Source organism: Mycolicibacterium llatzerense, from assembly GCF_025331195.1.
GTDB lineage: Bacteria > Actinomycetota > Actinomycetes > Mycobacteriales > Mycobacteriaceae > Mycobacterium > Mycobacterium llatzerense.
The window spans coordinates 1-24,471 of sequence record NZ_LXOV01000013.1 but is presented as its reverse complement, the minus strand read 5'-3'; the positions used below and the strand labels follow the sequence as shown (position 1 = coordinate 24,471).

Annotated in this window: 18 protein-coding genes and 4 pseudogenes; 9 read left to right on the top strand and 13 right to left on the bottom strand. The window is 62.0% G+C overall.

Features of this window, described 5'->3' with window-relative positions; genetic code table 11:
• Positions 1-65 precede the first annotated feature (65 nt).
• From A7G45_RS20050 to A7G45_RS20040, 3 genes and pseudogenes are all read left to right on the top strand, one after another.
• The gene (locus A7G45_RS20050; RefSeq protein WP_260939849.1) at positions 66-1,241 is read left to right on the top strand and encodes an acyl-CoA dehydrogenase family protein; all 1,176 of its coding nucleotides are present in this window, start codon (positions 66-68) and stop codon (positions 1,239-1,241) included.
• 777 nt (positions 1,242-2,018) lie between these two features.
• Positions 2,019-3,375 (top strand): annotated as a pseudogene (locus A7G45_RS20045) (IS481 family transposase); the annotation flags it as partial.
• Between the two features lie 387 nt (positions 3,376-3,762).
• Positions 3,763-4,122, top strand: coding sequence for a DUF732 domain-containing protein (locus tag A7G45_RS20040; protein WP_234785398.1), 360 nt, complete (start codon positions 3,763-3,765; stop codon positions 4,120-4,122).
• 508 nt (positions 4,123-4,630) lie between these two features.
• On the opposite strand, the gene A7G45_RS20035 is transcribed toward A7G45_RS20040, so the two are convergent.
• The gene (locus A7G45_RS20035) at positions 4,631-4,861 is read right to left on the bottom strand and encodes a hypothetical protein (protein ID WP_162563499.1); all 231 of its coding nucleotides are present in this window, start codon (positions 4,859-4,861) and stop codon (positions 4,631-4,633) included.
• Positions 4,862-5,188: 327 nt separating this feature from the next.
• On the opposite strand from A7G45_RS20035, the gene A7G45_RS20030 reads away from it, so the two are divergent.
• On the top strand, positions 5,189-6,688 hold the full coding sequence (locus A7G45_RS20030; protein ID WP_260939844.1) for an FAD-dependent oxidoreductase: 1,500 nt from the start codon (positions 5,189-5,191) through the stop codon (positions 6,686-6,688).
• A gap of 553 nt (positions 6,689-7,241) precedes the next feature.
• On the opposite strand, the gene A7G45_RS20025 is transcribed toward A7G45_RS20030, so the two are convergent.
• From A7G45_RS20025 to A7G45_RS20015, 3 genes are all read right to left on the bottom strand, one after another.
• A complete protein-coding gene (locus A7G45_RS20025; protein ID WP_260939843.1) occupies positions 7,242-8,348 on the bottom strand; it encodes an NDMA-dependent alcohol dehydrogenase in 1,107 nt (368 codons plus the stop codon).
• 118 nt (positions 8,349-8,466) lie between these two features.
• Positions 8,467-8,877 carry an SCP2 sterol-binding domain-containing protein gene (locus A7G45_RS20020; protein WP_061003262.1) on the bottom strand — a complete coding sequence of 137 codons (411 nt, stop codon included), beginning with the start codon at positions 8,875-8,877 and terminating at the stop codon, positions 8,467-8,469.
• 504 nt (positions 8,878-9,381) lie between these two features.
• Positions 9,382-10,791 (bottom strand): aldehyde dehydrogenase family protein, encoded by a 1,410-nt coding sequence (locus tag A7G45_RS20015; RefSeq protein ID WP_061003261.1) that lies wholly within the window; start codon positions 10,789-10,791, stop codon positions 9,382-9,384.
• A gap of 720 nt (positions 10,792-11,511) precedes the next feature.
• On the opposite strand from A7G45_RS20015, the gene A7G45_RS20010 reads away from it, so the two are divergent.
• The 3 genes and pseudogenes from A7G45_RS20010 to A7G45_RS20000 all read left to right on the top strand — a co-directional run.
• Positions 11,512-12,195, top strand: a complete 684-nt coding sequence (locus tag A7G45_RS20010; RefSeq protein ID WP_061003258.1) for an Rv1363c family protein — start codon at positions 11,512-11,514, stop codon at positions 12,193-12,195.
• Positions 12,196-12,557: 362 nt separating this feature from the next.
• Entirely contained in the window at positions 12,558-12,887 is a 330-nt protein-coding gene (locus tag A7G45_RS20005; protein ID WP_234785556.1) for a hypothetical protein, read from the top strand.
• A gap of 4 nt (positions 12,888-12,891) precedes the next feature.
• Positions 12,892-13,371: pseudogene (locus A7G45_RS20000) on the top strand (CAP domain-containing protein); the annotation flags it as partial.
• A 314-nt stretch (positions 13,372-13,685) separates the two neighbouring features.
• Here A7G45_RS20000 and A7G45_RS19995 read toward each other — a convergent pair.
• Genes A7G45_RS19995 through A7G45_RS19990 form a run of 3 tightly spaced genes read right to left on the bottom strand, consistent with a single transcriptional unit; the run spans position 13,686 to position 15,708 of the window.
• Positions 13,686-14,918, bottom strand: coding sequence for an IS110 family RNA-guided transposase (locus A7G45_RS19995; RefSeq protein WP_082762236.1), 1,233 nt, complete (start codon positions 14,916-14,918; stop codon positions 13,686-13,688).
• 51 nt (positions 14,919-14,969) lie between these two features.
• The gene (locus A7G45_RS32735) at positions 14,970-15,275 is read right to left on the bottom strand and encodes a hypothetical protein (RefSeq protein ID WP_407667541.1); all 306 of its coding nucleotides are present in this window, start codon (positions 15,273-15,275) and stop codon (positions 14,970-14,972) included.
• Entirely contained in the window at positions 15,166-15,708 is a 543-nt protein-coding gene (locus tag A7G45_RS19990) for an IS3 family transposase (protein ID WP_260939838.1), read from the bottom strand. The genes A7G45_RS32735 and A7G45_RS19990 overlap by 110 nt, the downstream gene beginning before the upstream one ends.
• Before the next feature lie 335 nt (positions 15,709-16,043).
• Here A7G45_RS19990 and A7G45_RS19985 point away from each other — a divergent pair, with 335 nt between their 5' ends.
• Positions 16,044-16,574: a PaaI family thioesterase gene (locus tag A7G45_RS19985; protein WP_061010137.1), complete on the top strand. Its 531-nt coding sequence runs from the start codon at positions 16,044-16,046 to the stop codon at positions 16,572-16,574.
• A gap of 473 nt (positions 16,575-17,047) precedes the next feature.
• On the opposite strand, the pseudogene istA reads toward A7G45_RS19985, so the two are convergent.
• Positions 17,048-18,467 (bottom strand): annotated as a pseudogene (gene istA / locus A7G45_RS19980) (IS21 family transposase); the annotation flags it as partial.
• A gap of 42 nt (positions 18,468-18,509) precedes the next feature.
• On the opposite strand from istA, the pseudogene A7G45_RS19975 reads away from it, so the two are divergent.
• Positions 18,510-18,774: pseudogene (locus A7G45_RS19975) on the top strand (ATP-binding protein); the annotation flags it as partial.
• A gap of 569 nt (positions 18,775-19,343) precedes the next feature.
• Here the strand turns inward: A7G45_RS19975 and A7G45_RS19970 are convergent.
• The 5 genes from A7G45_RS19970 to A7G45_RS32730 form a co-directional block, all read right to left on the bottom strand.
• Positions 19,344-20,948, bottom strand: a complete 1,605-nt coding sequence (locus tag A7G45_RS19970) for a class I adenylate-forming enzyme family protein (RefSeq protein WP_061001026.1) — start codon at positions 20,946-20,948, stop codon at positions 19,344-19,346.
• A 31-nt stretch (positions 20,949-20,979) separates the two neighbouring features.
• Positions 20,980-21,873, bottom strand: coding sequence for an SDR family oxidoreductase (locus A7G45_RS19965; protein ID WP_061001030.1), 894 nt, complete (start codon positions 21,871-21,873; stop codon positions 20,980-20,982).
• Positions 21,874-22,171: 298 nt separating this feature from the next.
• Complete coding sequence (locus A7G45_RS19960) at positions 22,172-23,314, bottom strand: thiolase family protein (RefSeq protein ID WP_110917514.1); 1,143 nt, start codon at positions 23,312-23,314, stop codon at positions 22,172-22,174.
• Positions 23,314-23,739 (bottom strand): Zn-ribbon domain-containing OB-fold protein, encoded by a 426-nt coding sequence (locus A7G45_RS19955; RefSeq protein ID WP_061009849.1) that lies wholly within the window; start codon positions 23,737-23,739, stop codon positions 23,314-23,316. Before A7G45_RS19955 ends, A7G45_RS19960 begins: the two co-directional genes overlap by 1 nt.
• A gap of 600 nt (positions 23,740-24,339) precedes the next feature.
• Positions 24,340-24,471 (bottom strand): IS3 family transposase (locus tag A7G45_RS32730; protein WP_407667540.1); only part of this gene is annotated, 132 nt, incomplete at its 5' end.

Here is a 24,471-nt window from a genome sequence, read left to right as displayed (position 1 = left end):
CACAATTAACGTCGGGTGACAACCGTGGCAGAACATGCCTCGGGTCGAGCAGGAGGAGCATCACGATGACCCAGTTGGACGAGCAGTCGGGCACCGCGGTGGTCAGCCCGTGGGAGACCCCTGAGCGCCGCGCCCTGACCGATCTCGCGCAGGCCTTCACACACAAGGAGATCGCCCCGTACGTCACCGAATGGGAGGAGGCCGGAGAACTACCACGCGAATTGCACCGCAGCGCGGCTAAGGCGGGCCTGCTCGGTATCGGCTTCGCCGAAGAAGTCGGCGGCGCCGGCGGCGACCTGCGCGACCTCGTCCTTCTCACCGAGGGCGTGATGGAGGCCGGCGGCTCGTCGGGGGTGCTGGCGAGCCTGTTGACACACAACATCGCCTTGCCGCACATGGCCGCCCACCGAGATCCGGACCAGGTCCGCCGGTTCGTCGCGCCCACTCTCGCCGGCGAGAAGATCGGCAGCCTCGGCGTGACCGAACCCGACACCGGTTCCGACGTCGCGGGGATCCGCACGACCGCAGTTCGCGACGGCGATCATTACGTCGTCAACGGAGCGAAGATGTTCATCACATCGGCGGTGCGCGCCGACTTCGTGACGACGGCCGTGCGCACCGGCGGCCCTGGCGCAGGCGGAATTTCGCTGCTCGTCGTCGAGCGCGACACACCCGGATTCACCGTGTCGACCAAGCTGAAGAAGATGGGCTGGTGGTGCTCGGACACCGCCGAACTGGGCTACGCCGACGTGCGTGTCCCCGCAGGCAACCTCGTCGGCCCCGAGAACAGCGGCTTCATCCAGATCATGCAGCAGTTTCAAGTTGAGCGTGCCTTCATTGCGGTGCAGTGCTACGCCACGGCGCAGCGCTGCCTCGACCTCACCCTGCAGTGGGTGAAGAAGCGCGAGACGTTCGGGCGAGCACTGTCAACCCGTCAGGTCATTCGCCACAAGGTCGTCGACATGGCTACCGCCGTTGACGTGGCACGCACCTACACCCGTGCCGCCGTCGACCGCATCGTTGCGGGCGACACCGATGTGCGTATGGTGTCAATGGCCAAGAATGCGGCCGTCGCCGCATGCAACCTCGCGGTCGATACCGCCGTTCAGTTGCACGGCGGTATGGGCTACCTGCGTGAGACCGAAGTCGAACGCCACTACCGCGATTCGCGCATTCTCGGCATCGGCGGCGGCACCACCGAGATCATGAAGGAGATCATCGCCAAGCAGATCGGTCTTTGAACCGCCCAGGGTTCGATGCACACCATCGTGTGTCTGAGGGGTCTTGAAGGTTCGGTTGACGCCTGATATCTGAGGATCGTGGGGTTCTCGGTGGAAGGATGCCGATCATGGCGAAGGCGTATCCGGAGGAGTTCTGGGACGATGTGGAACCGAAATTAGCTGCTCAATCGGAATGAACCACTGTCGCAACGGGATTGCGAAGAATGATGGCCAGATGCAAACGCGTTGACCGCCAACTGCGATTTCATCGGCAATCGATCGAGTAACCAACTATACGATTAGAAAACACGCCGTTGACCGCACAGATGTAGCTTGCCCTCGGTCGTAACGTGTTAAGTGATATCGATGAGCCACAACTGATTTGGCCGATCGGCGGTGAACACACGGTGCACGAACCCGGGATCATCAAAATGGGGTTGCGACCGCCCCTAGAAACCACCCCGGAGCAGGCTGCGCAGAATTCAACCGGAGCTGACACTCCGGTGCACACCGTGCTTGTCGGCCAGCGCCCTAATCGATAGCCCCTCCACCCGATGATCCAGGCGGATCGCCACGAACTGCTCCACTTTTGATCGCACCCTTTCGAACCCTCACCTTCGAGATCACCAATCCAGACCATCCGGATCCGTGATCACCGTCAGATGAAGCCACTTCGAGCCGTCCTCCCGTCACCTCCCTGTCAATGGAAAGGTTCAAGAACATGTTGGACGCCATGGGTTCTAGACATCTTTGACGGGTTCAGGACTTGCTTGACGGGTCTGGTTTGATCTTGATTTTGTGACTGATGAGCTGCCGGGTAGTCCCGGCGACTGGGTGACCGAACACCGATACCGCGCCGTTCTGCAGGTTCTTGAATGCGCGCCGAAAGCTCAGGTTGCTCGGGAGTTTGGAACCTCGCGCCAATCGGTGCACTCCTGGGTCGCCCGGTACCGGGTCGGCGGGCTGGCTGGGTTGGTAGACGGTTCACGCCGGCCTCATAGCTCGCCGAATGAGCTCGCGCCCGGCATGGTGGCGATGATCTGCGAGCTGCGCAGGACCTACCCACGGTGGGGCCGCAACGGATCGCCCATGAGATCGGACTCCGTGACATTGAGTCTTCACCCTCGCGATCAAGCGTGCATCGGGTTCTGGTACGTCACGGCTTCGTGGCCGCCCAGCAGCAGAACCACAAGCGCAAGTACCGGCGCTGGCAGCGCGATGCCGCTGTGGTAGCTCGACATCATGGGCGGGGTATTTCTGGCCGATGGAGGTGAGTGCAAGTTGGTGACCGGGATCGACGATCACTCCCGGTTCGTGGTGATTGCCACGGTGGTGACCAAGCCCTCGGCGCGCGCGGTGTGCCAAGCCTTACCGCAGCGATGACACGTCATGGTGTTCCGTCGGAAGTGTTGACCGACAACGGGAAACAGTTCACCGGCAGGTTCACCAAGCCCTATCCCGCCGAAGTGTTGTTCGAACGGATCTGCCGGGAGAACGGGATCACCACCGGGCTGACCAAACCACGCTCACCGACAAGGACGGGCAAGATCGAACGCTGGCACAAGACCCTGTGCCGTGAACTGCTCGACGCCGCCGGAGCGTTCTCCGACGTCGAGACCGCACAAGCATCGATCGACGCGTGGGTAAACGGCTTCAACCACACCCCGGCCGCATCAGTCACTGGCCATGGCCGCCCCGGCGACGCTGTTTTGGCCCGCTCCCATCGCACCCGTCGCTGCGCTGCCGACGCTGGTGGACCCACTGACGTCTTCAGTGGTCGATCGTGTGATCCACCCCAGCCGGTGCCGGCACCGGCGTCGGTGGTGCACTCAGACAGTCTGGTCGACAACGATATTCACGCTGTCGAATGGGAAGCCGACCTCACCCCACGCGCGCGATTGGTGTTGCCCGGCAACCAACAGATGAAGTTCACAGCAGCCCTGGCGCGGCGCACCGTCACCATCTGGGCCAACGACCGGAGCATCCACGTGATGCTCGACGGACGCTGATCCGGAACGGCCCCTCGCGATTGTCCGAACACGACCTGCGTGAGCCCGTACGCCGCGGTGCACATCTCGCCGGAGCCGAACCTGCCCGAGGCGCCGTCTCCATGGCCATGCTCACCACCAGTACAGCCATCGAAGTGCACCGCACGTTCCGTGGAGGTCGATTTCGTGGAAGACATTTCGGGGAAGACGAGGCCTGTCTGTACCGCGGCTACCAGGTGCGGAGCCCTGACAGCAGACTAGTAGTCGCGGTCGTAAGTTCGTCGGGGGTTAGGTCCAGGCGGCCCTGCCGGCATCACACCCGCCGAGACGGCCGAATCAACCGGCCATTCGGCGTATGCTTTCCCGATGACTTCCGTCGTGATGGGCGGCGTCGCGCAGAAGAGCCATCCGCGACGAACCCGAAGGTGGCCTGTCGCCCCGACACTACAGGACGGGTGTCCAGCCAAGCTGCATATGCAGCGGCCACGTTCGGATAATTGGACGGGTCACGAAGGCTACTAAGTCAGGATCACGAGTGAAAGGGCGATGCGGTGGTGACGGGAACGGTGCAGAGATCGATCGGCGCGGCAGTCCTTGCGGCCCTAGCGTTTTTGGCGTTTGCTCAGCCGGCTGCCGCTAAACCGGCACCGGAGATCGAGTTCACGTACAACGTTGCGTTTCGACGCCACTATCAGTTCCCGAACAACGATGCAGTTGGATATGGACGCACAATTTGTGATGCTATGCAACGAGGCGATACCTACGGTGTGGTCGTCGCCGATGTGCGGAATGAGATCACACCCAATGACGAGGAATCGGTGAACTACCTTGTAAGTAACGCAGTCGATATTCTTTGCCCAGCCCAGATCTGGGAGCTGCGTCAATCAGCGGCCGGCTATCGGCCGGAGCGGTAGCGCCCGACGAGAAGCCCCATCGCGTCAGATGGACAGTCCAGAGCGTCGCCGAACGGTCGAGAAGCTCGACTTTCTCGGCTTCACTCCCGCCAGGGTCAGTTGTGTCAGACCGAGGCCGATTCTGCATTGTTGTCACGTTCTCGGGCAAAATGCGTGATCTCTCACAGCCGGAGCAGCCGTCGGTGAGACGCTTCATCTCAGACACACGGGCCTACGTCGAACGGTGTCGCGCCGAAGGGCGCACCACCAAGGAGATCCGACGTTGCCTCAGGCGCTGTCCTGCCCATCACCTCTACCAACCTTGCGGAGACTTGCACCGAGCCCGCGACCACACCGCACCCAGCGGTCAGCCACCAGCCATCTGTGTTCCCAACTTCTCAGGTCAGCACTTGGGGTTGACCCCGCGTGCCCGGCAGCGCGATCCTGGAGTCAGGAAGTGAAGGGGTATCGGGTGGCGCTCTACCGGGCCAGTCACGACGACTACAAGACTCGTTTCTGCCCACCTCAATCATGAGCGGCTCAGCAGAAGACGGATGGCGAAGCCCCAGTTTCGTGCTGAGCCGCCGTAGCGCAATCGGCACAGTCGCAACACTTCTCCGTCGGGCAGGACACCGTCGATGTAGGCGAAACCGGCGCGGTAGCGCAGGTGTATCTCACGCAGTTGCGGCCACCGTCGGCGGGAATGCTCGGTCAGCCGTTGATGGAAGGAGGCCTTGGTCGAGTCGGGGATCGTCGCCATCTGCTCATCGTGGACCACCTGGGCGAATGGTGATGTCAACGACGACGGCGTGTCGCGTCCGGGTAGCGAACGCGATTGCGGGACAACGGAACCATGACGATAGCCAGTGCGTTCATCATCGAGTTGAGCTCGTTGGACGAGTCTGTTCTGCAGGCCAGGTCCCGGTCGGCGACCACGGCGCACCGTGAGGTGATCCGCGCACCGATGGTACTCGCGGCAGCGCAAGGGCGCCACCAACTCCGCGATCGCCGCCGGGGTAGGTGTGCACGTCGACACGGGTGCGCAAATGGCGCCGCCGGTTCACCCAGACAGGTCTGGGCGGGCTCGATGACCTGCCCCGCAGCGGACGGCGCCGAACGGTTCACACCGGTGCAGGTCGCCGAGGTCAAGGCACTAGCGTGCACGCTGCCCGCCGAGACCGGTGCGCCGTTGTCGCGGTGGTCGAGCACTGAATTAGCCGGCGAGGTGATCGGTCGTGGGATCGCCGAGACGATCTCGCCGGCTACGGTGCGCCGCTGGCTGGCCGCTGACGCGATCAAACCCTGGCAGCACAGATCCTGGACTTACCCGCGTGACCCCGACTTCGCGATCAAAGCCGCCCGGGTACTCGACCTGTACGCCCGGTCGTGGCACGGCAAACCCCTCGGACCCGGCGACTACGTGATCAGCGCCGACGAGAAATCCCATCTGCAAGCCCTACACCGGCGCCACCGCGGACAACTATCAGCACCCGGGCGGACCCGGCGCGTGGAATTCGAGTACCGCCGCGGCGGCACCCTGGCCTATTTCGCCGCCTACGACGTCCACCACGCCCGGGTGCTCGGCCAGATCGCCCCCAAGACCGGTATCGACCTCTTCGAGAAAGTGGTGGCCCACGTCATGACCACCGAACCCTATGCGTCGGCCCGGCGGGTGTTCTGGGTCGTGGACAACGGCTCATCGCACAACGGGACACGCTCGATCGAACGCATGCACACCACCTGGCCGACCGCGACCTGGTGCACCTACCGATCCACGCATCCTGGCTCAACCAAGTCGAAATCTACTTCTCAATCTTGCAACGAAAGGCCATCAACCCCAACGACTTCGAAGGCCTCGACCAACTCGCCGCAGGTCACTGTGCTGGAGGCGACGGATCGTGTACTTGAACGGGTTATCGCGCCGGAGGTGTCGGCGTTCTTCACGCGGATCCACCGCGACGCGGGCGTGGACATTAGGACTCAGGCCCTCGTCGAAGCCTTCACCGGCAACGGCAACGTGCGAGAGGTAGTGCTGGCGGACGGCGCATTACTTCCTGCCGATGTGGTGATCGTCGGTGTCGGCGTGGTACCCAACACCGAACTCGCTTCAGCCGCAGGATTATCCGTCGATAATGGCATCGTGATCGATGACCAGGCCCGCACCAGCGATCCGGACATCGTGGCCGCCGGCGACTGCACCAGCCACGTGATGGCCCGATACGGTTCACGCATTCGGCTGGAATCGGTGCCGAGCGCCGGCGAGCAGGCCAAGATCGCCGCGGCGACCATCTGCGGGAAGCGCAGCGCCATCGCTGCGCTACCGTGGTTCTGGTCCGACCAGTACGATCTCAAACTCCAGATCGCCGGTCTGAACACCGGATACGACGAAGTCGTGCTCAGCGGCGATCCGTCGCGCCATAGAGAATTCAGTTGCTTTTACTTCCGTGATGGCGAACTCATCGCCGCCGACTGCGTCAATCGACCACGCGATTTCATGCTTGCTAAACGGGCCATCACCAAATGTCTTCCCACCGACCGCGCCGAACTCCTGGCCGCTTCGGAAACAAGTTCGGCCAGCGGGAACTAATGAACCACATCGCGCGTAACTACCGGACCCACGTGTTCGGTGGGCATCTGCGCGCAGTCAGGTACGCTACGCGCATAGCGCGTCAGGCCGGGCTCTGTGCTTTGGCCGCCGCCGCATCGCAATGTGTGGCACAGCTGGCTGTGACGTGATCACGAAGGCAGACGTGTCAACCGGATTACACGGCGGTGACGATCAACGCGTACACCCGGCACCGACCATCACCTGTATCGGTGAGCGTACCCCGGCAGCCGAAGTCGGTCTCGCATTCCACCCCGCATCGCCGTCGGCGACGGGTGTCCTTGCGGCCAAAACCGCTATTTATGTCCGACTGGTACACCAACACCACTCGCCGGACGCAAGCGATTGGAAGGCCGACAACCGCGAAGAGTCCTCACCAGTCTGCTTGTGAGCGTGACACGTCAGATCGCCCCACAATTTCTCGAAGCGACCTGCGGCCGACCAGATTTCACCGCGCGCTGAAGCCGAGCCGACTGCCGCCGTATTCGTGCCAAAGACGAAACACAGCGCCACGACATTGGCGTCCGCTCCGTCGTCAGAACCTGACGAGACCTCGGATGTTGCGGCCCGATCGCATGTCTTCGTAGCCCTGATTGATCTGGTCGAGCGTGTAGTCGCGCGTGATTAACTCGTCCAACTTGAGCGATCCGGCGTTGTAGAGTTCGACCAGGCGGGGAATGTCGTGCGCCGCGTTCGACGAACCGTAAAGTGCGCCTCGAATTTGCTTCTCGTACAGTGTCAATTCTAGAAGAGATCCCGACATCGACGTTTCCTCGGGGTGCCCGATGGCGGTGACGACGACCCGGCCGCGCTTACCCACGAGAGCCAACGCCTCGCTGATGTATGCGGCTTCAGCGACATCCGTCGTAAGCACGCACACGTCGGCGAGCTTGCCTCTGGTGATATCACTAACGAGATCCCACGCGTCGTTCATCGACGTCGCGGTGTGCGTCGCTCCGAACGTCGTCGCTTGCTGCCGTTTGAATTCGACCGGATCGACCGCCACGATCGTGAGGGCGCCGGCGATCCGGGCACCTTGGATGGCATTCATGCCGATGCCCCCGGCTCCCACGACCACGACCGTATCGCCCGCGCGCACTTCTCCTGTTCGGACCGCCGAACCGTATCCCGTCGTTACGCCACATCCGATCAAGGCGGCCTTGTCCAAGGGGGTGCCCTGATCGATCTTGACCACTGACGACTTCGGAACCACCGTGTATTCGGAGAACGTACCGAGCAGACACATCTGGCCGACATCCTCGCCGCGCGAGTGAAATCTGTACGTACCGTCGATCTGCGGACCCATCATGAGCGCCGCGCCCATGTCGCAGAGGTTCCCCATACCGCGCGCGCAGTAAGAGCATGTGCCGCAGGCCGGTAAGAACGTGAGGATTACCGAGTCGCCTTCGGCGATATCATCGACCCCTGCGCCAACTTCGACCACCGTTCCGGCGCCCTCGTGGCCGCCGACAACTGGGAGAGGGAACGGGAGATCTCCGGTGACGAGGTGTTCGTCGGAATGGCACAATCCGGTCGCCGCCAGTTGAACTAGAACCTCACCCGCCCCGGGTGGATCGAGATCGACCTCCTCGATCTCCCATTTCTGTCCCAGGCCCCAAAGTACTGCAGCACGTGTTTTCATCCGTCGACCTCCTGTACAAGTAGATTCTTTGAAATGTAAAACCGCTTCGAAGTAAAATCGGATAGTCAGACCAATTGGTTTCAGTGACGCCCCAGAAAAGTTTGTTGCCGCACCGCTCCTACGCGTCGAGAAGATCCTGCCTGTTGGCGCCGTCCAACATCGATCGGTACTCCGGGAACAGATTCTTGGCTTGCGGAATCAGTTTGATCAACTTCGGCACCGGTCCTTTCGCGCGGACCGTGCCTTTAGCCATCGCCATCGCCAGATTGAGCTTGCCGAGCCAGAATCGGTTGCCGGTATCGGCCGTCATGAACAACTCAACGTTTGGAGTGACCGAACTGTGCGAACCGGTCTCGACAAGTTTGTTGGACATATCCACGGTGATCTTCGCGTCAGGGTCGGTGTAGTGAATCCGGAGTATTACACCCGATTCAGCGAGCTTGCTGGCGAGGGTGTCCTGTTCCATTGCACGCCGGAATATTCCACCCAGATAGGTATAGACTTCATCCTCATCGACAAAAACGGCCATCGATAAACTCCTTCTGTCGTTCGTTAAATGCGCTGTCGCGCAATGCTTCAGCACGACTTGACGTATGGGAAACCCCAGCTGACAAGGTCACGTGACCGGAGTCGTCACTCCGTCGTGGTCGATGTCAATCGGGATCTGAGATCAGAGGCGAACGCTCAAATACCAGAGCCCTCACACTTCGATCGCTACTTCTCGGATACCGCTCAAATTCAGTTAAGTCAATCACCTGCGATGCGAATATGGCAAGGGCGCAAGCACATTCGCCGTCCATGCTTTGAACGGTATCGCCGATCGCCGGCCTCAATCACGGAACCTTGCTTGCCACCAGACAGGACGCAGTGCGGCACTCTTGGAAGCCACGTGTGCGGTCGATACCATAGTTGGTCATCATCTCGCCTATTCGCTGCGCCGGGGCCGAAACTCACCTGCCGGTGCCACGGTGCGGAAACGCGGCCGTTTTATCAACACCTGTGCAGCTCAGAATCGGTGTTCGTTGCGGAAGCGTCAGAAGAGTTTGCGGGCCAGTTTCCAAGCCAAGTCCGAATACGGAGGGTAGACCAGCCTGGACAGATCTGGACGGGTCGTTTTGGTGAGGACCGACTTGCGATGGCTAAATTCCTCGAAACCGAACTTGCCGTGATAAGCCCCGATCCCAGACGGTCCAACTCCACCAAACGGCAACCGAGTAGTGGCGAAGTGAAAGAGCAGATGATTCACCACCATGCCGCCGGCGGGCACGTCCCGGATCACCCGCTCGCGGATGGACCGGGATCGCGTGAACAGATAGGCCGCAAGCGGTTTGGGCCGCGCGTTGACGAAGCGGATCGCTTCATCGAGATTACGAACGGAAACGACAGGCAATACGGGCCCGAAGATCTCCTCGGTCATTAGAGGCTCGTCCAACGCGGGATCGACGACAACGGTCGGCTCGATCTCCAACGCGTCCCTGTCGCAGCCGCCGCCTATAACCACATCGCCAGTCGTAGCGGCAATCGCGCCCGCCAACCGGTCGTAGTGACGCCCGTTGACGATCCGCTTGCCGCCGACAGATTCGGCCTGGAACGCTTCGACGGACTGTCTGATTCGATCCACCAGCTCGTCTTTGATGCTGGTTTCGGCCAGCACATAGTCCGGCGCGATGCAGACCTGGCCCGAATTAATCAGCTTGGTCCACGCGATCCGCTTAGCCGCCACGTCGAGATCGGCATCAGCAGCTACGATCACCGGGCTCTTACCACCGAGTTCGAGGGTCACCGGAGTGAGTTGGGCGGCCGCGCTTTCGTAGACCTTGCGTCCGATCTCGGTACCACCGGTGAAACAGATCTTGTCGAAACCCTGTTGGATGAGCTCCTGGCTGACTCCGCCGTCGCCCTCCACGACTGCGACCGCGCGCGGATCTAGGTAATGCGGAACCAGTTCGGCCATGAGGGTCGATGACGCCGGCGCCAATTCGGATGGCTTGAGCACGATCGTGTTGCCGGCGGCGATGGCACCGACCGCCGGCCCGAGAGTTAGCGCGAATGGGAAGTTCCACGCGCCGATGATCAGCACAGTGCCGTAGGGCTCGTACTCGATCCATCCGCGACCTGGTAGCTGCGAAAGCTCGAGGCGTCGGTATTTGCGGCGAGCCCATTTCGCCACGTTCTTTGCGGCGTCAGTCGCTTCGGCCGACACACTCGCGACATCGGCGAGCCAGGCTTCGAACGGCGGACGGCCGAGATCCTCGTCGAGCGCGGCGGAAATCGCCTGCTCGTTGTCTGCCACAAGCGCGTGAAGAGCCAGTAACTGCCGCTTGCGCCACCCCACGTCACGTGTGAGTCCGTCGGCGAAGGCCTTGCGCACCCCGGCAACGGAGAGCGAAATCCTCTCGGCCGCAGATGAAGTAGCTTCTGGAGATACCCTGATTGTTGTCACTTAGGTCCTCAACCTCCCGATCGTTATCTGTATGGTAGCCAACCGCGGTATGAACGTCGACACCAGTTTGTTAGCAGCAGTTACGGGCTGGACGGCGCGCATCGTCTTGCCGACGACCGACGATGCCGCTCGGGATGAGGAGATTGCTTGAAAACCCAGGCGTCCGCCCGACAATCAGTGCAATCAGTGACGAAGGGTGCGGATAGACGGCGGCCCATTCCGCCCTTAAACGCTGTCGCGACTCGTCAAGACGTCTACTTGTTGGGCATCGATGCTTGCTCGGGTCGAGCTTCTAGGTTAATTTGAGTTCACTCGACGCTACTGAGTCATGGCCTTCGGGCCCAGGTAGTAACTGAACCCACCTTGCGGAGATGGCCACTGTGCAACCGTCCTACATGCGACGCTGGAGGCGATACCAGCTCGTGAACTCTCGGTCGTGCGCGATGACGCTGCGCACGTTCGTCCGTATGCTGCACCACCCGGTCGCGGGCTGCGTACACCCATGCCAGACACTGCTGTCGGCGCCGGTCTCGGTGCCGCCTAAGGCGAGATTGTTCCCGTTCACGGTACGGACCGCACGCACGAACAAAGTAGGCTTCGTAAAACGGTACGTCGGTCTCGACGGAAAGCCCTACCTGCCGACCGACCTCTCGCCAAACGCAACACAACACCGAACGTGGCAGGACATTTCGCTGCCACCAATGCGATAGGGGAAACCGCGTGCTCGGCCGCACTACGAAGAGATCCGCATCGTCACTCCCCGAAGAGGACGGTCCTCTTGAAGCGGATGAACATCAGACGCTGAACGGCGACGACGAAATTGTGGAGGGTGACACCGCGACGAACGCGGCCACACAGACCGATCTCGAGCCTAGCGACGCGGAGTCGATTCCGGCCGCACCGGATGACGATGGCGCGGTGCTGCATGTGTACCGCATGGCCATCAACGTGGGAATCGCAATCGTAGTAGCCCTCGGCGCCCTCGTTGGCTGGCTCGGATTCGAGGTGAACCGCAATGACCGCGTAGCCGATCAGCGCGCGATCTTCGAGCAAACGGCTCGGCAGGGGGCAATCGATCTGACCACTCTTGACTGGCGCCAGGCGGACGCGGACGTCAAGCGCATCTTGGACGCCGCGACCGGAACCTTCCGCGACGACTTCGCTTCGCAATCTAAACCGTTCATCGATGCCGTGAAGGACTCGAAGTCTGTGACCACAGGCACAGTCACCGCGTCGGGCTTAGAGTCGGCGACAAAGGATACAGCCCAGGTAATGGTCGCTGTGAGCGTCCGAACATCTAGCGCGATGGCGCCGGAGTCGGACCCACGCACCTGGAGGATTCGGATCGCCGTTCAAAAGGTGGATAACGAAGTCAAAGTAGCGAACGTGGATTTCGTTCCGTGATCCGGCAGCGGAGAAAGCCGGCGGCCGCTAACAGTCTCGCCGTTGAAGGGGACGCCGCCGACTACGCCCACACGGTACCGGAAGCTCCTGCAGCAGACGGCGCGCCGGATATTCGAGACGAGCCCGGAGATCGAGAATGCGGTGAAGAAACTGGGAACGAACTGGATCCGGGATCGCAGACTTCAGTGGTCGAAGTTAGGCGGTGTCCGAAAAGTTTCCGAAAGCTAGTGGCGTTCGTACTTATGCCCGCTGTAATGCTGGCACTTGCTGTCACGGCTGGTTTACTGTCTTACCACTATCGGACGGCGCGGGTCACACAAAGCGCGGCCCAATCCTCAGTGCAGGCAGCGAAGGACGGAACCGTGGAACTCCTGTCCTACACTCCCGATAATGTGAAGGCGAAGCTCACTGCGGCGCGGGATCTCCTGACCGGCGACTTCCGAAACACTTACACGTCGCTCACCAACGACGTCGTCATACCTGGAGCACTACAGAAGCGAATCTCGGCGACCGCTGAGGTGCCTGCGGCATCCACGACCTCAGTCACTGCCACCCATGCAGTCGTTCTGGTTTTCATCAACCAGACCGTGGTGATCGGCCACGATGCGCCATCGGAAACCGCATCCGCAGTCGAGGTGACGTTGGACAAGTCCGGGGATCGTTGGCTGATCTCCGGTTTCGAGCCGAAATGACATTATGAGAAATACGGCGTGCGCCTACACGTCTGGGGCAATCCTAATCGCGATGTGCGCGATGCCGTTCGCGCAGCCTGCATGGGCGGACAATCAGCGCCTCAACAACGGCGTTGCGGCCAACGTCTACACCATTCAGAGACAGGCCGGCTGTACCAACGACGTGGTGATCAATCCGCAACTGCGGTTGGCCGCACAGTGGCACACCATTGACGTCCTCAACAACCGCGGTCTCGACGGTGATATCGGATCCGACGGCTCCACCGTCGCGGACCGCGCGCGGAACGCTGGCTATGCTGGTGTCGTAGCCGAAACCGTCGCGATCAATCCGGCGCTCGCAATCAGCGGACTAGAGATTCTCAACCGGTGGTACTACGATCCCACCGCGATGTCGACCATATCCAACTGCGCGAACACGGAAATCGGTGTCTGGTCGGAGAACAGCCTCGATCGAACGGTCGTCGTCGCCGTGTACGGTCAGCCCGCTGCGGCGATTAGCCGTCAATGACGGCTGCACGCGACCCTGGAGCGGACAAGACATCCGACGACGGCTTCCCGCGACCTAGCTTTCGCGCTGGCAGTCAAGGGTGAGTGTGCGCGTTGTTGATTGGCCGGGCGGGTCGCTCGGCTTTTGACGCGATGAACAGTGCGTCGGTGTTGGTTGGCGGGGGCCGTCGTGTTCCGGCAGGCTGATTAGTCGCCGTGAGCGGCAGGCTTTCGTGTGCGCCGTGATGGCGGCCCAGGGCGAGCGGGCGGCAAGCTAGTTTGCGCCGTCGTGCGGCATAGCTATCGTGGCCGTCACCGTTCGCCGCTGAGCCTTCCTTGACGATAGCGCTGTTCATCGAAGGGTTGTTGGGTTCGAAGTAGTCGGTATGCCAGGCGGCATGCATGGCGTGCGAGCGCGACGCGGGCCTGGATCGGGGCCATGCCGCGCGCTCGTAGTTCGGCGTCGCGTTCGGTGAACGACGGCGAAAATTGCGAGAGGCCCCAGGCAATACCCATCAGGGCATCGCGGTGCTCTGCCAGTCCTTGTCGAGAGATTCGGCCGCGTCGGTGCAGGGTGGCTGACTGGTAGAGAGCAGGCGCCAAACCCGTTGCCGAGTAAAGATGATCGGCATCAGGGAACCTTTCGATAGGCAAACTGTGTGCGGCGAACGCCGCCGCGCGGATCGAGGCGACGCCGGGAAGTGTGGTCAGGATCTGGCCGTCAGTTTCGGAAAGCAATGCCCCGATTTCCAGGTCGATAGCATCGATGTCCTCGCGCAGACGGCGATAACGATCCAAGTCGCGGGTCAACCGACGAGCGCGTTGTTCGGCATCGGCCGGCGGAGGCAGACATCGGTGCCATCGTTGCAGCCAGTAGCGAGCGGTCGTCGTTGTCAAGGGCCCAGGTGCCCGGCACATCAATGACCGAAGTTGCGGTGGCCGTCCGGCAAATGCGGCAGCACACGCCAGCACCGCCAAGCCAGTCGAGGTCTCCAGCGCCAGGGACCGGCCGTGGCCCGACGGCGCCGACAATCCAGGGCACAGGGCGTTGAGTTGCTCGTGCAGACGCTGTCGAGCGACCTTGCGGTCGGCCACCAACCCGCGGCGATGCCGCACGGCGGTGCGGAGCGCTTCGACCCCGAACAGCTGGCCGTATCGTCGACCACCACCTTGGCGTGCCATGTACGTCAAGGCTGCGCAGTCACGATCATCGGTCTTGAACCTGCCCGAACCCAGTTGTGTACGAGCCGATTTCGTTTCCGAGGGAGCAAACAGTCGTACCGAACCTGGATGCCGACGTTCCAGTTCAGTGACCCATGGCCGATGCAAACTGCCCGTCGCCTCGATCGCAATCACCGGCACGCCCGGACCGTGCTTGTTCAGTACCAGCTCGAGCTGGGCGATGCCATCGCGCGAGACCGACAGCGACATCGGATCGGCGAGCAACCCCGAACCGTTGCTGATCCACACCCGACTGAACACCTTGCCCGGATCTACGGCGACGATCACCGTCGATGGATCAAGCGCAACTCCTAACACCGCCATCAGTAGCCTCCTCCGAACCGAACCTCCATCGAGGATCCGCCCAGCGACTACTCATGGCCTATCAGCTGAGCGCGAGCGCGGGTCACGACCCAGGTTCAGAGTGGCGCTAACCGTCGTTGCCAGTCGCCGACTGCGAGCCTGGCAGCGTGCTTGGTGGGCCAGGCGTATCGGTGGCAGAACTCCGATTTCAGTGTGCTCCAGAAGGATTCGGCCTGGGCATTGTCCCAGGGTGTACTGCGTGCCACGGTCAGCGTGGAAGATGACCTGTGCGGGCAAGGCCCCACGCAGCGCCACTGCCATCGACGGTGCGGACTCCACCAGATCGGTGCGCATGTGGTCCTCGACTGCCCAACCCAGGACCCGCCGCGAGCACCCGTCGTCGAACCGCGCACAGGTACAGCCAGCCCTCACCGGTGGGCAAGTACGTGATGTCCGAGGTCCAGACCTTGTCGAGCTCACCGCGGTCGAATCGACGGTTGACCAGGTCGTTGGGGCGGTGTGCGTCGAGGTCGACCACGGTGGTCACCGGGGTGAACTTCCGCGGGCTGATCCCGGCCAGGCGTTGGCGGCGCATCGAGGCCGCCACCGTCTTGCGGGAGATCACCTCCCCGTCTTCACGCAGATCGGCCAGGATGCGCGGTGCGCCGTACACCTGATCGGAGGCGTCGTGGAAACCCTTGACCTTGACGTCGATCGCCTCACGGCGCTGCTGGGCCGGCGTGGGCCCCGCCGCACGGGCTGTGCGCCACTTGTAGAAGCCCGACCGGGACACCTCCAACAGTCCAGTCATCCGCACGATCGTGAAGTTGGCCTTCTCCGCTTCGATGATCCGGTACATCTCTACCAGTTCTGTTCGGAGGCGAAGAAGGCTGCGTCCTTTTCAAAAACGCACGGTCCAAACGCAATTCGGCGTTCTCTGTGCGCAACCGTTCTCACTCTTTGCGTTCATCATCGTCGAGCACCTCGGGATGATCGGATGCCGACGCCGATGTTGTCCACGGGGGTGGGGTCGGCCGGGTGGCGTTTCTGCGCATTGCGGACAGACGTTATCCGTGACTAACATCACGACGCGAATCCGCGGCTTCCGAATGGTCTGCTTGATAGCCTGCCCCAATGAGTACTCCGATGGGGCCCGATGACGACGAGCCGCTGTTCAGCCTCGAGTTCGGGAAGCTCCTTTGTGCGGGCTGCCGTGCGATGAACCGTTGTCGATTCGGCATGCGTTTGCACCGCGTCGCCGAGTGCGACGCGGTTGAAGGTACGGCGTGGTTCGCGCCAGACCACGAGGGAGCCGGGGGCGTCGTGCACGGCGGGTCAGTGATGGGCGCACTGGATGAGGCATGCGGTGCGGTGCCGATCGCTGCGGCGGTTTTGGCGGTTACCGCCGAAATGGAGGTCAAGTTCCGGCGCCCGGTTCCCCTGGAGCGTGAACTGCGTATCCACGCCTGGCCAGAATCGCGCGATGAGCGCGGCCACTGGATTATTCGTGCCGAGATCCTACTGCCCGAGACAGACACGTTGCTGTGCCACGCGCGGGCACGCTTCGTCGAACGGGACCCCGTCGAGCACTATGGTCGATTCCGGCGGTGGCTCAATGGTGAGCCCGGCCCATCTGGCGGCGAGCAGGCTGTCGTTCCTGTCACGAATCCCATGTGAACGCACCTCATGGTGCGGGAAGCTGTCGGACATGGCGCGGCGGTCGCGGGAAAGCACGTCGCCCGGCTAGATCTGCCATTCGTACCCGGATCGCAGTTCACTGCCATCCACTACGGCGAACGCATCGCCGTAGTCGCTGAGGTACCCTAGCATCGGTGCTCCGTTAGCGGCTGGCGCATATAAACCTAGAAAACCCCGAAACCCCCATCGCCCCAGGGGACTTAGCGCTAGAAGTTGTTAGTGGCCCTTTTCCGATCGCATTCGTTGGTCTATCGTCTCCATCAGTAGCGATCGACGGTTAACAACGCTGATTGGCGTCGAATGACATCAATCCGGGCCGCATCCTTACCGAAGACGCACGAAGCGCCGGAGGTGGAGAAAGTCGACGTGCTCGTTTCGGCTCGGGTTTTGCGGGGCTCTGCCAACTCCAGTGCCTCCGCACGCAGCGGCTGTCAGTGAAGGTTTACCGAGTCGGGATCGCCAGCGTCGATGGCGCGGGCGCAGGCAGCTTCCAGACGGTCCATGCCGTGCTTTTCGCGGAGCCGCGGTGTCCCCTGAGCGGCGCGCAGGCGGTGGATCGCATTGGGTGACAACAACTCACCGATCACCAGTTCGCAGGCCGGGCCGACTTCGGCGGCGATCTTGCGGCACCAGGTCGGGCCTTGCAGGTGGAAGGCGATCTTCTCCGGAGGGTAGTGCTCCAGGTTGGTTGCCCGCCTCGACAGGTGCAGCACGTGGGTGGCCACGACGTTCTGGTCACGGAAGATTTGCACGATGTCGCCGCTGGTGCGGGCGTGCCGCCGTTGCCCGATCAGCCGACATGGCACCGAATACAGGGGCTTTGCCGATTTTCATGTGGGTGTCCGAGCCCACCACCCCAATGGACCATACCGATAGCGTGAACGGCGCCGCCGGTAGCGGTGCCAGCTCACCTGCTTCGAGGCTTCGAATACCCGCACCGGCTGCCCACCATCGAGAGCCCACGAGTTCCGCATTCCGGCGACCTGCAGACTCCACCGGATCGCTTCGGCTTACATCGCCGTGATGCTGGTGAATTCCCTTCCCCGCCAGAAAGACGCGCACGTACTGCATGGGGCGTTCGACCCGGGGTTTGTTGTTGGGCTTGCTGGCCCGTGCCGGATCGATCAGCGTGCCGTAATGCGCCGCCAGTTCGGCGTAGGTGCCGTTGAGCTTCGGGTCGTAGAGATCGGGCTTGTCGACCCCGGTCTTGAGATTGTCGATCACCAACCGGGCCGGGACCCCGCCGAAGAACTCAAATGCCGCCACATGCGATGCGCACCATGATTTTTGGTCCATCTTGAGCACCGGTTGCAGGAACAGATGCCGCGAACAAGACAGCACCATCACGAACGCCCATACCGCCACCCGCCGGCCGCTGCCCGGATCGAGCCACATCCCGAGCTTGCCGTAATCGGTCTGCGCTTCGCTACCCGGATCCACCGGACCACGCGGCACCGTCACCTTCTGTCGTGCCGCTTCCTCTGCGAAATATGCTGCGACCCAACGCCGCACCGACGACTCCGACGCGGCCACGTCATGCTCGTCACGCAGCCGTTGGGCGATCCTGGCCACCGTCACCTCAGCGGCCAGCCAGTCCATAATCTGCTCGGCGTGCCCGGCGATTGCCGGCCACGTAACTGCGCGGGCGGTCGGATCTTGAAGTGCCGGAAACCATTGCGCCGCTTTGACTGCCCACTGCTCCATCGATAGCTGTCAACGACGGTCGAAAATTGACCCCGTAGCGTCGATAGGGGGTCAGTTTTCAGGCGTCGTCAACAATAGCGGTGGCCCGCCCGGTTTGATGCCCTCAGCGATCGCCGGGGCGGTGTATTTACGGATCGTTTTCCGGTCGATCCCTAGCGATGCGGCCATCTCTCACGCCCACACCTGGAGGAATTACATGACCGCTGACACATCCTCGACGAGATCAGATTCGCCCCGCTCGATGACACCGGCACCAAACTGTTGTTCAGAATCGTAGCCGCCGGCTATGAACGCCGTTCGCTGGCCGTCGCCTCACATTGGCCGTGGGAGCAGCGGGGCCGCTTCCTGCCCAAAACACACCACCGCAGCCAGCATCCTGGACCGCCTGCTGCACCACGCCAGCATCGTCATCACCTCCGGCCAGTCCTACCGGATGCGCCACGCCGACCACAGGAACGGGACCCTAAAAAGTTAGCCAATCACCGCAACTGAGTGGGGACTTTCCCCGGCCAAAAACGAAGACTTCTACATGGCCGTTGCCAGCCGGCAAGCGGTTCCGCCGCGTCAATGGCCACCTGCACCTCGCGGCACTGCGCACCGCTCGTGAGCATCAGTTCGCCGAAACTGTCGGACCCGTCGTGCACAATGACAAGCTGAGCGCAGCCTGACGCTCACCGGGCCGCAGCCGCAGTTCCACGGAACTCGGGACAACCTCGTGTGGTAACCACACCGATACCGGAGGTCCTCACCTATCTGCGCTCACCACGCCGTTCACAACCTGTATGGGAACTACATCTAGGTCAATCCCGTTGCTGTGCAATGGATTACGCAGTGTTCTATCGGGTGACCGATTCTGGTGAAATTTCTGATCACGTCACAGCCCCGATGCTTCAAGTGGCCCAGTTCCACGCCTTGCTTGATCGCCGGCCGGCTTCGCTGTCTGGCTGCACCCAGGGCTTATGGGGACAACGCCACGCCGATTGCCGCCGCTCTGTCAAGAGACTACTGAAGTTAAGACGAATCACCTGTCCGGTCTGCGGCGATTCACCGTCGGTCGAGCACGTACTCACGGAAGCGTTGTCGGAGTTCGGCCTTCATTACCTTGGCCATCGCATTCTTCGGCAGTTCGTCCACGACAACAACGTGGCGTGGGCACTTGTAATCAGCGAGGTGCTGCCGGCAGAACTGGTTGACCCGTTCGGCGCTGACATCATCTTCGCCACCGAACCCCGCCTGGGGCACGATGACCGCTAGAATATCCTCACCCAGGTCGGGGTGTGGCACCGCAATGACGGCGGCTTCCAGGACCTCGGGCATCTCAAGCAGCACGCGCTCGACCTCGATAGCGAAGATGTTGTAGCCGCCGCGTAAGACCATGTCCTTCTTGCGGTCGGTCAGATAGACGTAGCCGTCCTCAGCGACATACCCGACGTCACCGGTGTGCAGCACGTTGCCGCGCCAAAGCTCTGTGGTGGTCTGCTCACCCTTGTAGTAGCTGCGCCGCGGGGTCTCCGACCTGAAGCAGATCTCGCCCACCTCACCTTGCGGGAGCGGGTTACCGTCATCGTCGGCCACGACGACCTCGCAACCCAGAGGTCGGCCGACGGAACCCGGACGGGCAAGTATGTCTTGCGGGTCGGGACCGAGCATGCAGGCCGCACCGGCACCTGCCTCGGTGAGGCTGTAGCCGTTCAGCATCTTCACTGTCGGCCAGATCTCCAACATCTTGCGCACCGTGTCGGGTTGAATCGGTGCTGCTCCGAAGAAGACGAACTGAAGCGAGCTGTAGTCGTGATCCTTCACCTTGGGGTGTTTCATAGCCAAGTTCAGCATGGTGGGCACCCCCATGATCGACGTCGCTCGGTGTTTTTCGATCGAAGCGAGCAACTGTTCCGGATCAAAGCGGGGCAGCACGATCTGCGTGATGCCTGCACGAACGCTGAGGAGCATCAGTCCGTGGCAGCCCGTAAAGCCAAACAGGGGAACGGCGTGGAGCAGGCTGTCGCCGAAGAGCGCACCAAGAAGCGCACTGAGATTCGCCTGTCCGGGCTCATCTGCGAGATTGCCCTCGGGCACCAACACGCCCTTGGGCATCCCCGTCGTACCGGATGTGTAGAGGAGGTCTGCCGGGTCATCGGCCCCAGGGGGAGGTTCGAGGGCAGGCACGTCCGTCGACCCCTCACCCGTCACGTCGCCGAGGGGATGAAGGCCGTCCAGTGCTTCGCCGCCCGTCACGAAGAAATGTTGGAGCTTGAAGCGGCCGGGACGACCGCCGAGCTCGACCTCTCGCCCTGCGGCGAGTGGGACTAGGACGTCACGGTGGGCGGGTCCGCTGATCACCGCCACGGCGTCGCTGTGCTCGAGCACATACTGTTTCTCCGGCGCAGCCCACCTGGTATTGAGCGGCACCGGCACGGCACCTAGTTTGTGGATTCCCCAGTACGCGGCGTTGAAATGCATGGCCTGGTCGTTCGCGAGAAGCATGGCCACTTTCTGACCGCGGCTAACACCGACGGCGTGCAATCGGTGGGCGACCCGACTGCTGGCGAGATCGAGTTCTCGGAAGGTCACTGCGCCGTCATCGGCGATGACGGCGGGCTTGTCCGGTTGGAGCTCGGCGGCCCGGCTCAGCAAATCGATCACTGCCATGAGGTAGCCCCTTCTCGTCGTGCGTTCATCGTCAGCCGAGCGCCTTCATTACGAAGCCGATCTCGTCATTAGCCTGCGTCGGAGTGATGTAGCCGTCTCGGTCGCAGATCGCCTCGAGGTTGTCGTGGACTGCTTCGATATCGAGCGTCGGCGATGCGAACCCCTTCGTCACACCAATGAAAATCTCCGCTACTCGCCCGCCCCCAACGGAGAAGATCCTCGACGTGAGATCACACGACTCATGGCATAGATAGGCCACAACCGGGGCGACAAGTGCAGGATCGAGCTTCTCTGCGACCGGCCCCAGAAGTTCCTCGGTCATCCGCGTGCGCGCCATCGGTGCGATCGCGTTAACCTTGATGTTGTACTTCGCGCCCTCCTGTGCAAGCACACGCGTGAAGCCGACGATCCCCATTTTCGCGGCCCCGTAGTTTGCCTGACCGAAATTGCCGAAGATGCCGGCGGCCGACGAGGTGTTGACGATCCTCCCGTAGCCTTGATCACGCATTCTCGTGAACGCGGGTTGCGTCACCCATATGGTGCCGTAGAGGTGGACGTCTATCACCGGGTCGAGCAACTCTGGCGTCAGATGATGGAATGACTTGTCTCGCAAGATGCCGGCGTTGTTGACGAGAATGTCGACTCGCCCAAAGGCGTCGATCGCAGTCTGTACGATTGCCACCCCGCCTTCTTGGGTCGCCACGCTGTGACCGTCGGCGACCGCGACACCGCCGGCTGCTTCGATCTCCTTCACGACGGCCTCCGCGGGGGTCAAGTCGGCACCCACACCGGCGACGCTGCCGCCGACATCGTTCACGACGACGCGCGCGCCGCGTGATGCCAGCAACATCGCATGCTCTTTACCGACGCCGTTTCCAGCCCCGGTGACGATGGCGACCTTCCCGTCGTAGCTAAAACCATCCATGCCAATTCCTTTCATTTCGTTGCCCCGCGGGGCGGGTTCTCTAACGTCGTCGAACAAAGACAGCACCATTCATGCGGGTGGTCCGATCAGCGACGACAGACTTCACCCGACCGAACGCCCGTATACCCTCGCGGCTACCTGAGCGATCGAACGCGAGCCACATTCCAGTGGGAAACGCGCTGAACGGATTGCCGCGGCGGCTCCATCTGCGCTCCCGTCCCCGCTGCGAAGCTTGCGGTGTTAGTCGCAAGCATGGTGTGGCCCTCCAACTCGAAGGTCTGCGCTACCGAGCCGCCGGCTACGCGGTGGACTGCAGAATGTGAATTACGCAGACCGCGCCAGCACCCATCATGTGAGCGAGCCCGGTGCGGGCTCGTTCGACCTGCAGCGGCCCCGCCTCGGCCCGGAGCTGCCGCGTCACATCCCAGATCTGAGCCAGGCCGGTCGGACCACCGGGGTGTCCGCGACCGATTAGCCCGCCGTCGGTGGAGAACGGGATCCGACCACCCAAACTTGTCGCCCCCTCGGCGACGAGTTTGTCCCCCTCCCCTGCCTCACACACACCCAGAAGCTCGTAGTACATCAGTTCCTCGATCGGGAAAGCGTCGTGCACGTGGGCGAGATCAAGGTCAGCCGGCCCTACGCCGGCCTCCTCATAGGCGGCCTTGGCCGTGGTCTGGGTGAGTTCACCCGGACCGACGACCGCGCCCATGAAGATGTGGCCGTCGACGTACTGCTCGGACTGCTGCTGACTGGCGACCACCCGAATCAGGGGACGTGAACCGGCCAGTCGCTCTGCCACCTCTCGGGTTGCGACGATGGCGGCCGCAGCTCCTGAGCCAGCGGCACAGGCCATCTTTGAGGTGTGTGGGTAGGAGATCATGCGTGAAGCGAGAATCTCTTCCACGGTGACCTCATGATCAGCCCGCCGCTGCGCATATGGATTGAGGCGAGCGTGATTCCAGTTCTTTGCGGCGATGGCGGCATAGGTCTCGACCGTCGTACCCACGTCGTACATCCGCCGCGTCGCCCACATGGCGAAGAACGCGGCCGGAAGAATCACTTGGCCAATACCCGGCTTGTCGCCCCCGATAGCCGGCGCAGCTCGGTTGAGGTCGTCGAAACCCAGCGCCATCGCAACATCGACGCTACCCCCCGCCACCACCTGGACCGCCTCGTGGAAGGCGCACGATCCGGTTGCCGAAGCATTCTCCACGTGAGAGATGGGGATGCCGGTGAGACCGAGATCCTTGGCGAGTGTGACACCAGTGAGCAGACCGGCGCTGATGTACCCGTTGTACAGATAGCCCACGGCTTCGAAGCCGATACCTGCATCTTCGAGCGCGTTTACCGCCGCCTCAAAGCCCAGGTCAGCGGCATTGGCGTCCGGCTGGCCGAACGGCACCATCCCGACGCCGATCACATAAACATCGCGAGCCATCACTGGGGTGTCTCCTGTCCCGCCGGGCCGAATCGGAACGAACACAACTCGGTGCCGTCGGCTTCGGTGACGAGGGGATACACCTCGAGTTGCATGGGCATCCCGATCTCCCAGTCACCCATTCCGCCCCGCAGGATGGACTGCACACGGACGCCTTCAGGCAGTTCAATCTGGCCGACACCGTGGCCGTCGCCGGTGGAGCTGAAACGCGTTTTCCCCATCCACGCCGACTCTACGAAGGTCCAGGCGTACAGCTCACCGGTTGGCGACAGCAGGACATCCTCCACAGCCCCTGCCGTCAGCGGACAGCGGCGCCGACGTGGAAAGAAGTACTTGTCTGCGGTTTGGCTGTAGGAACCAATCAACCGCGGCTGTTCGTGGCCGTCGGGCATCGTGAAGTAACCGTCTTCGAATGGTCGACGCATCGTGTGGGGTCTCCGGTCGTGTGGGATTGAGGTTGGACAATTCATTTGTCTCATTTGTCGTGGCGAATGCTGGACGACCCCTCGCCTTGCGGCGTTCCGAAGGATCGATCGCCTTAACTCTTGCTTCGCGTGCAGTGGCTATAAATTGGAATCGCGTTGTTTGGTCATCCCTGAGTGTGTTGGCGTGGTCAGTAAGTGCGCCGAAGACGGTTGCCACTTGAGGGAGGACCGATGAGGCACGGCAGAAGCGGGCGAACATCAGCAATTCCGCACCGGATCAGCTACAGCGGGCTTCGACGCCGAAGGTGAGATTGCCGTTGCCACAACACCTTTGAAGTCAAGGTGGTGTCTCATGTTGTTGTCCCTGCGCCATGAGGAAGGGTACCCGCGCTCGTTTCTCCGTAAGCTCCCCGGCCGGGCCGAACGTCGAATACTCGGTCCGCGGTGCATCCGACAGCGATCGACTCACCTCCACCTCCCCACTCTCAAAGTCATCTCCGCAGCGCCCAGGTTGAGCCGAAGTTATTGGTCGTTAACATACTATCAAAATAGTTCCGTGAAGGCATAGTGTGAGGTTGCCCCCGGATGGTGGACACGGGGTCAGGCGGCTTGTGCCGTCTGATGATGGCGGTGCTCGAAGTCGATTGGGCTGATCATGCCGATCTTGGAGTGCCTTCGTCGGCGGTTGTAGATCCGTTCGATCCAGTCGCCGACTGCGAGCCTGGCAGCGTG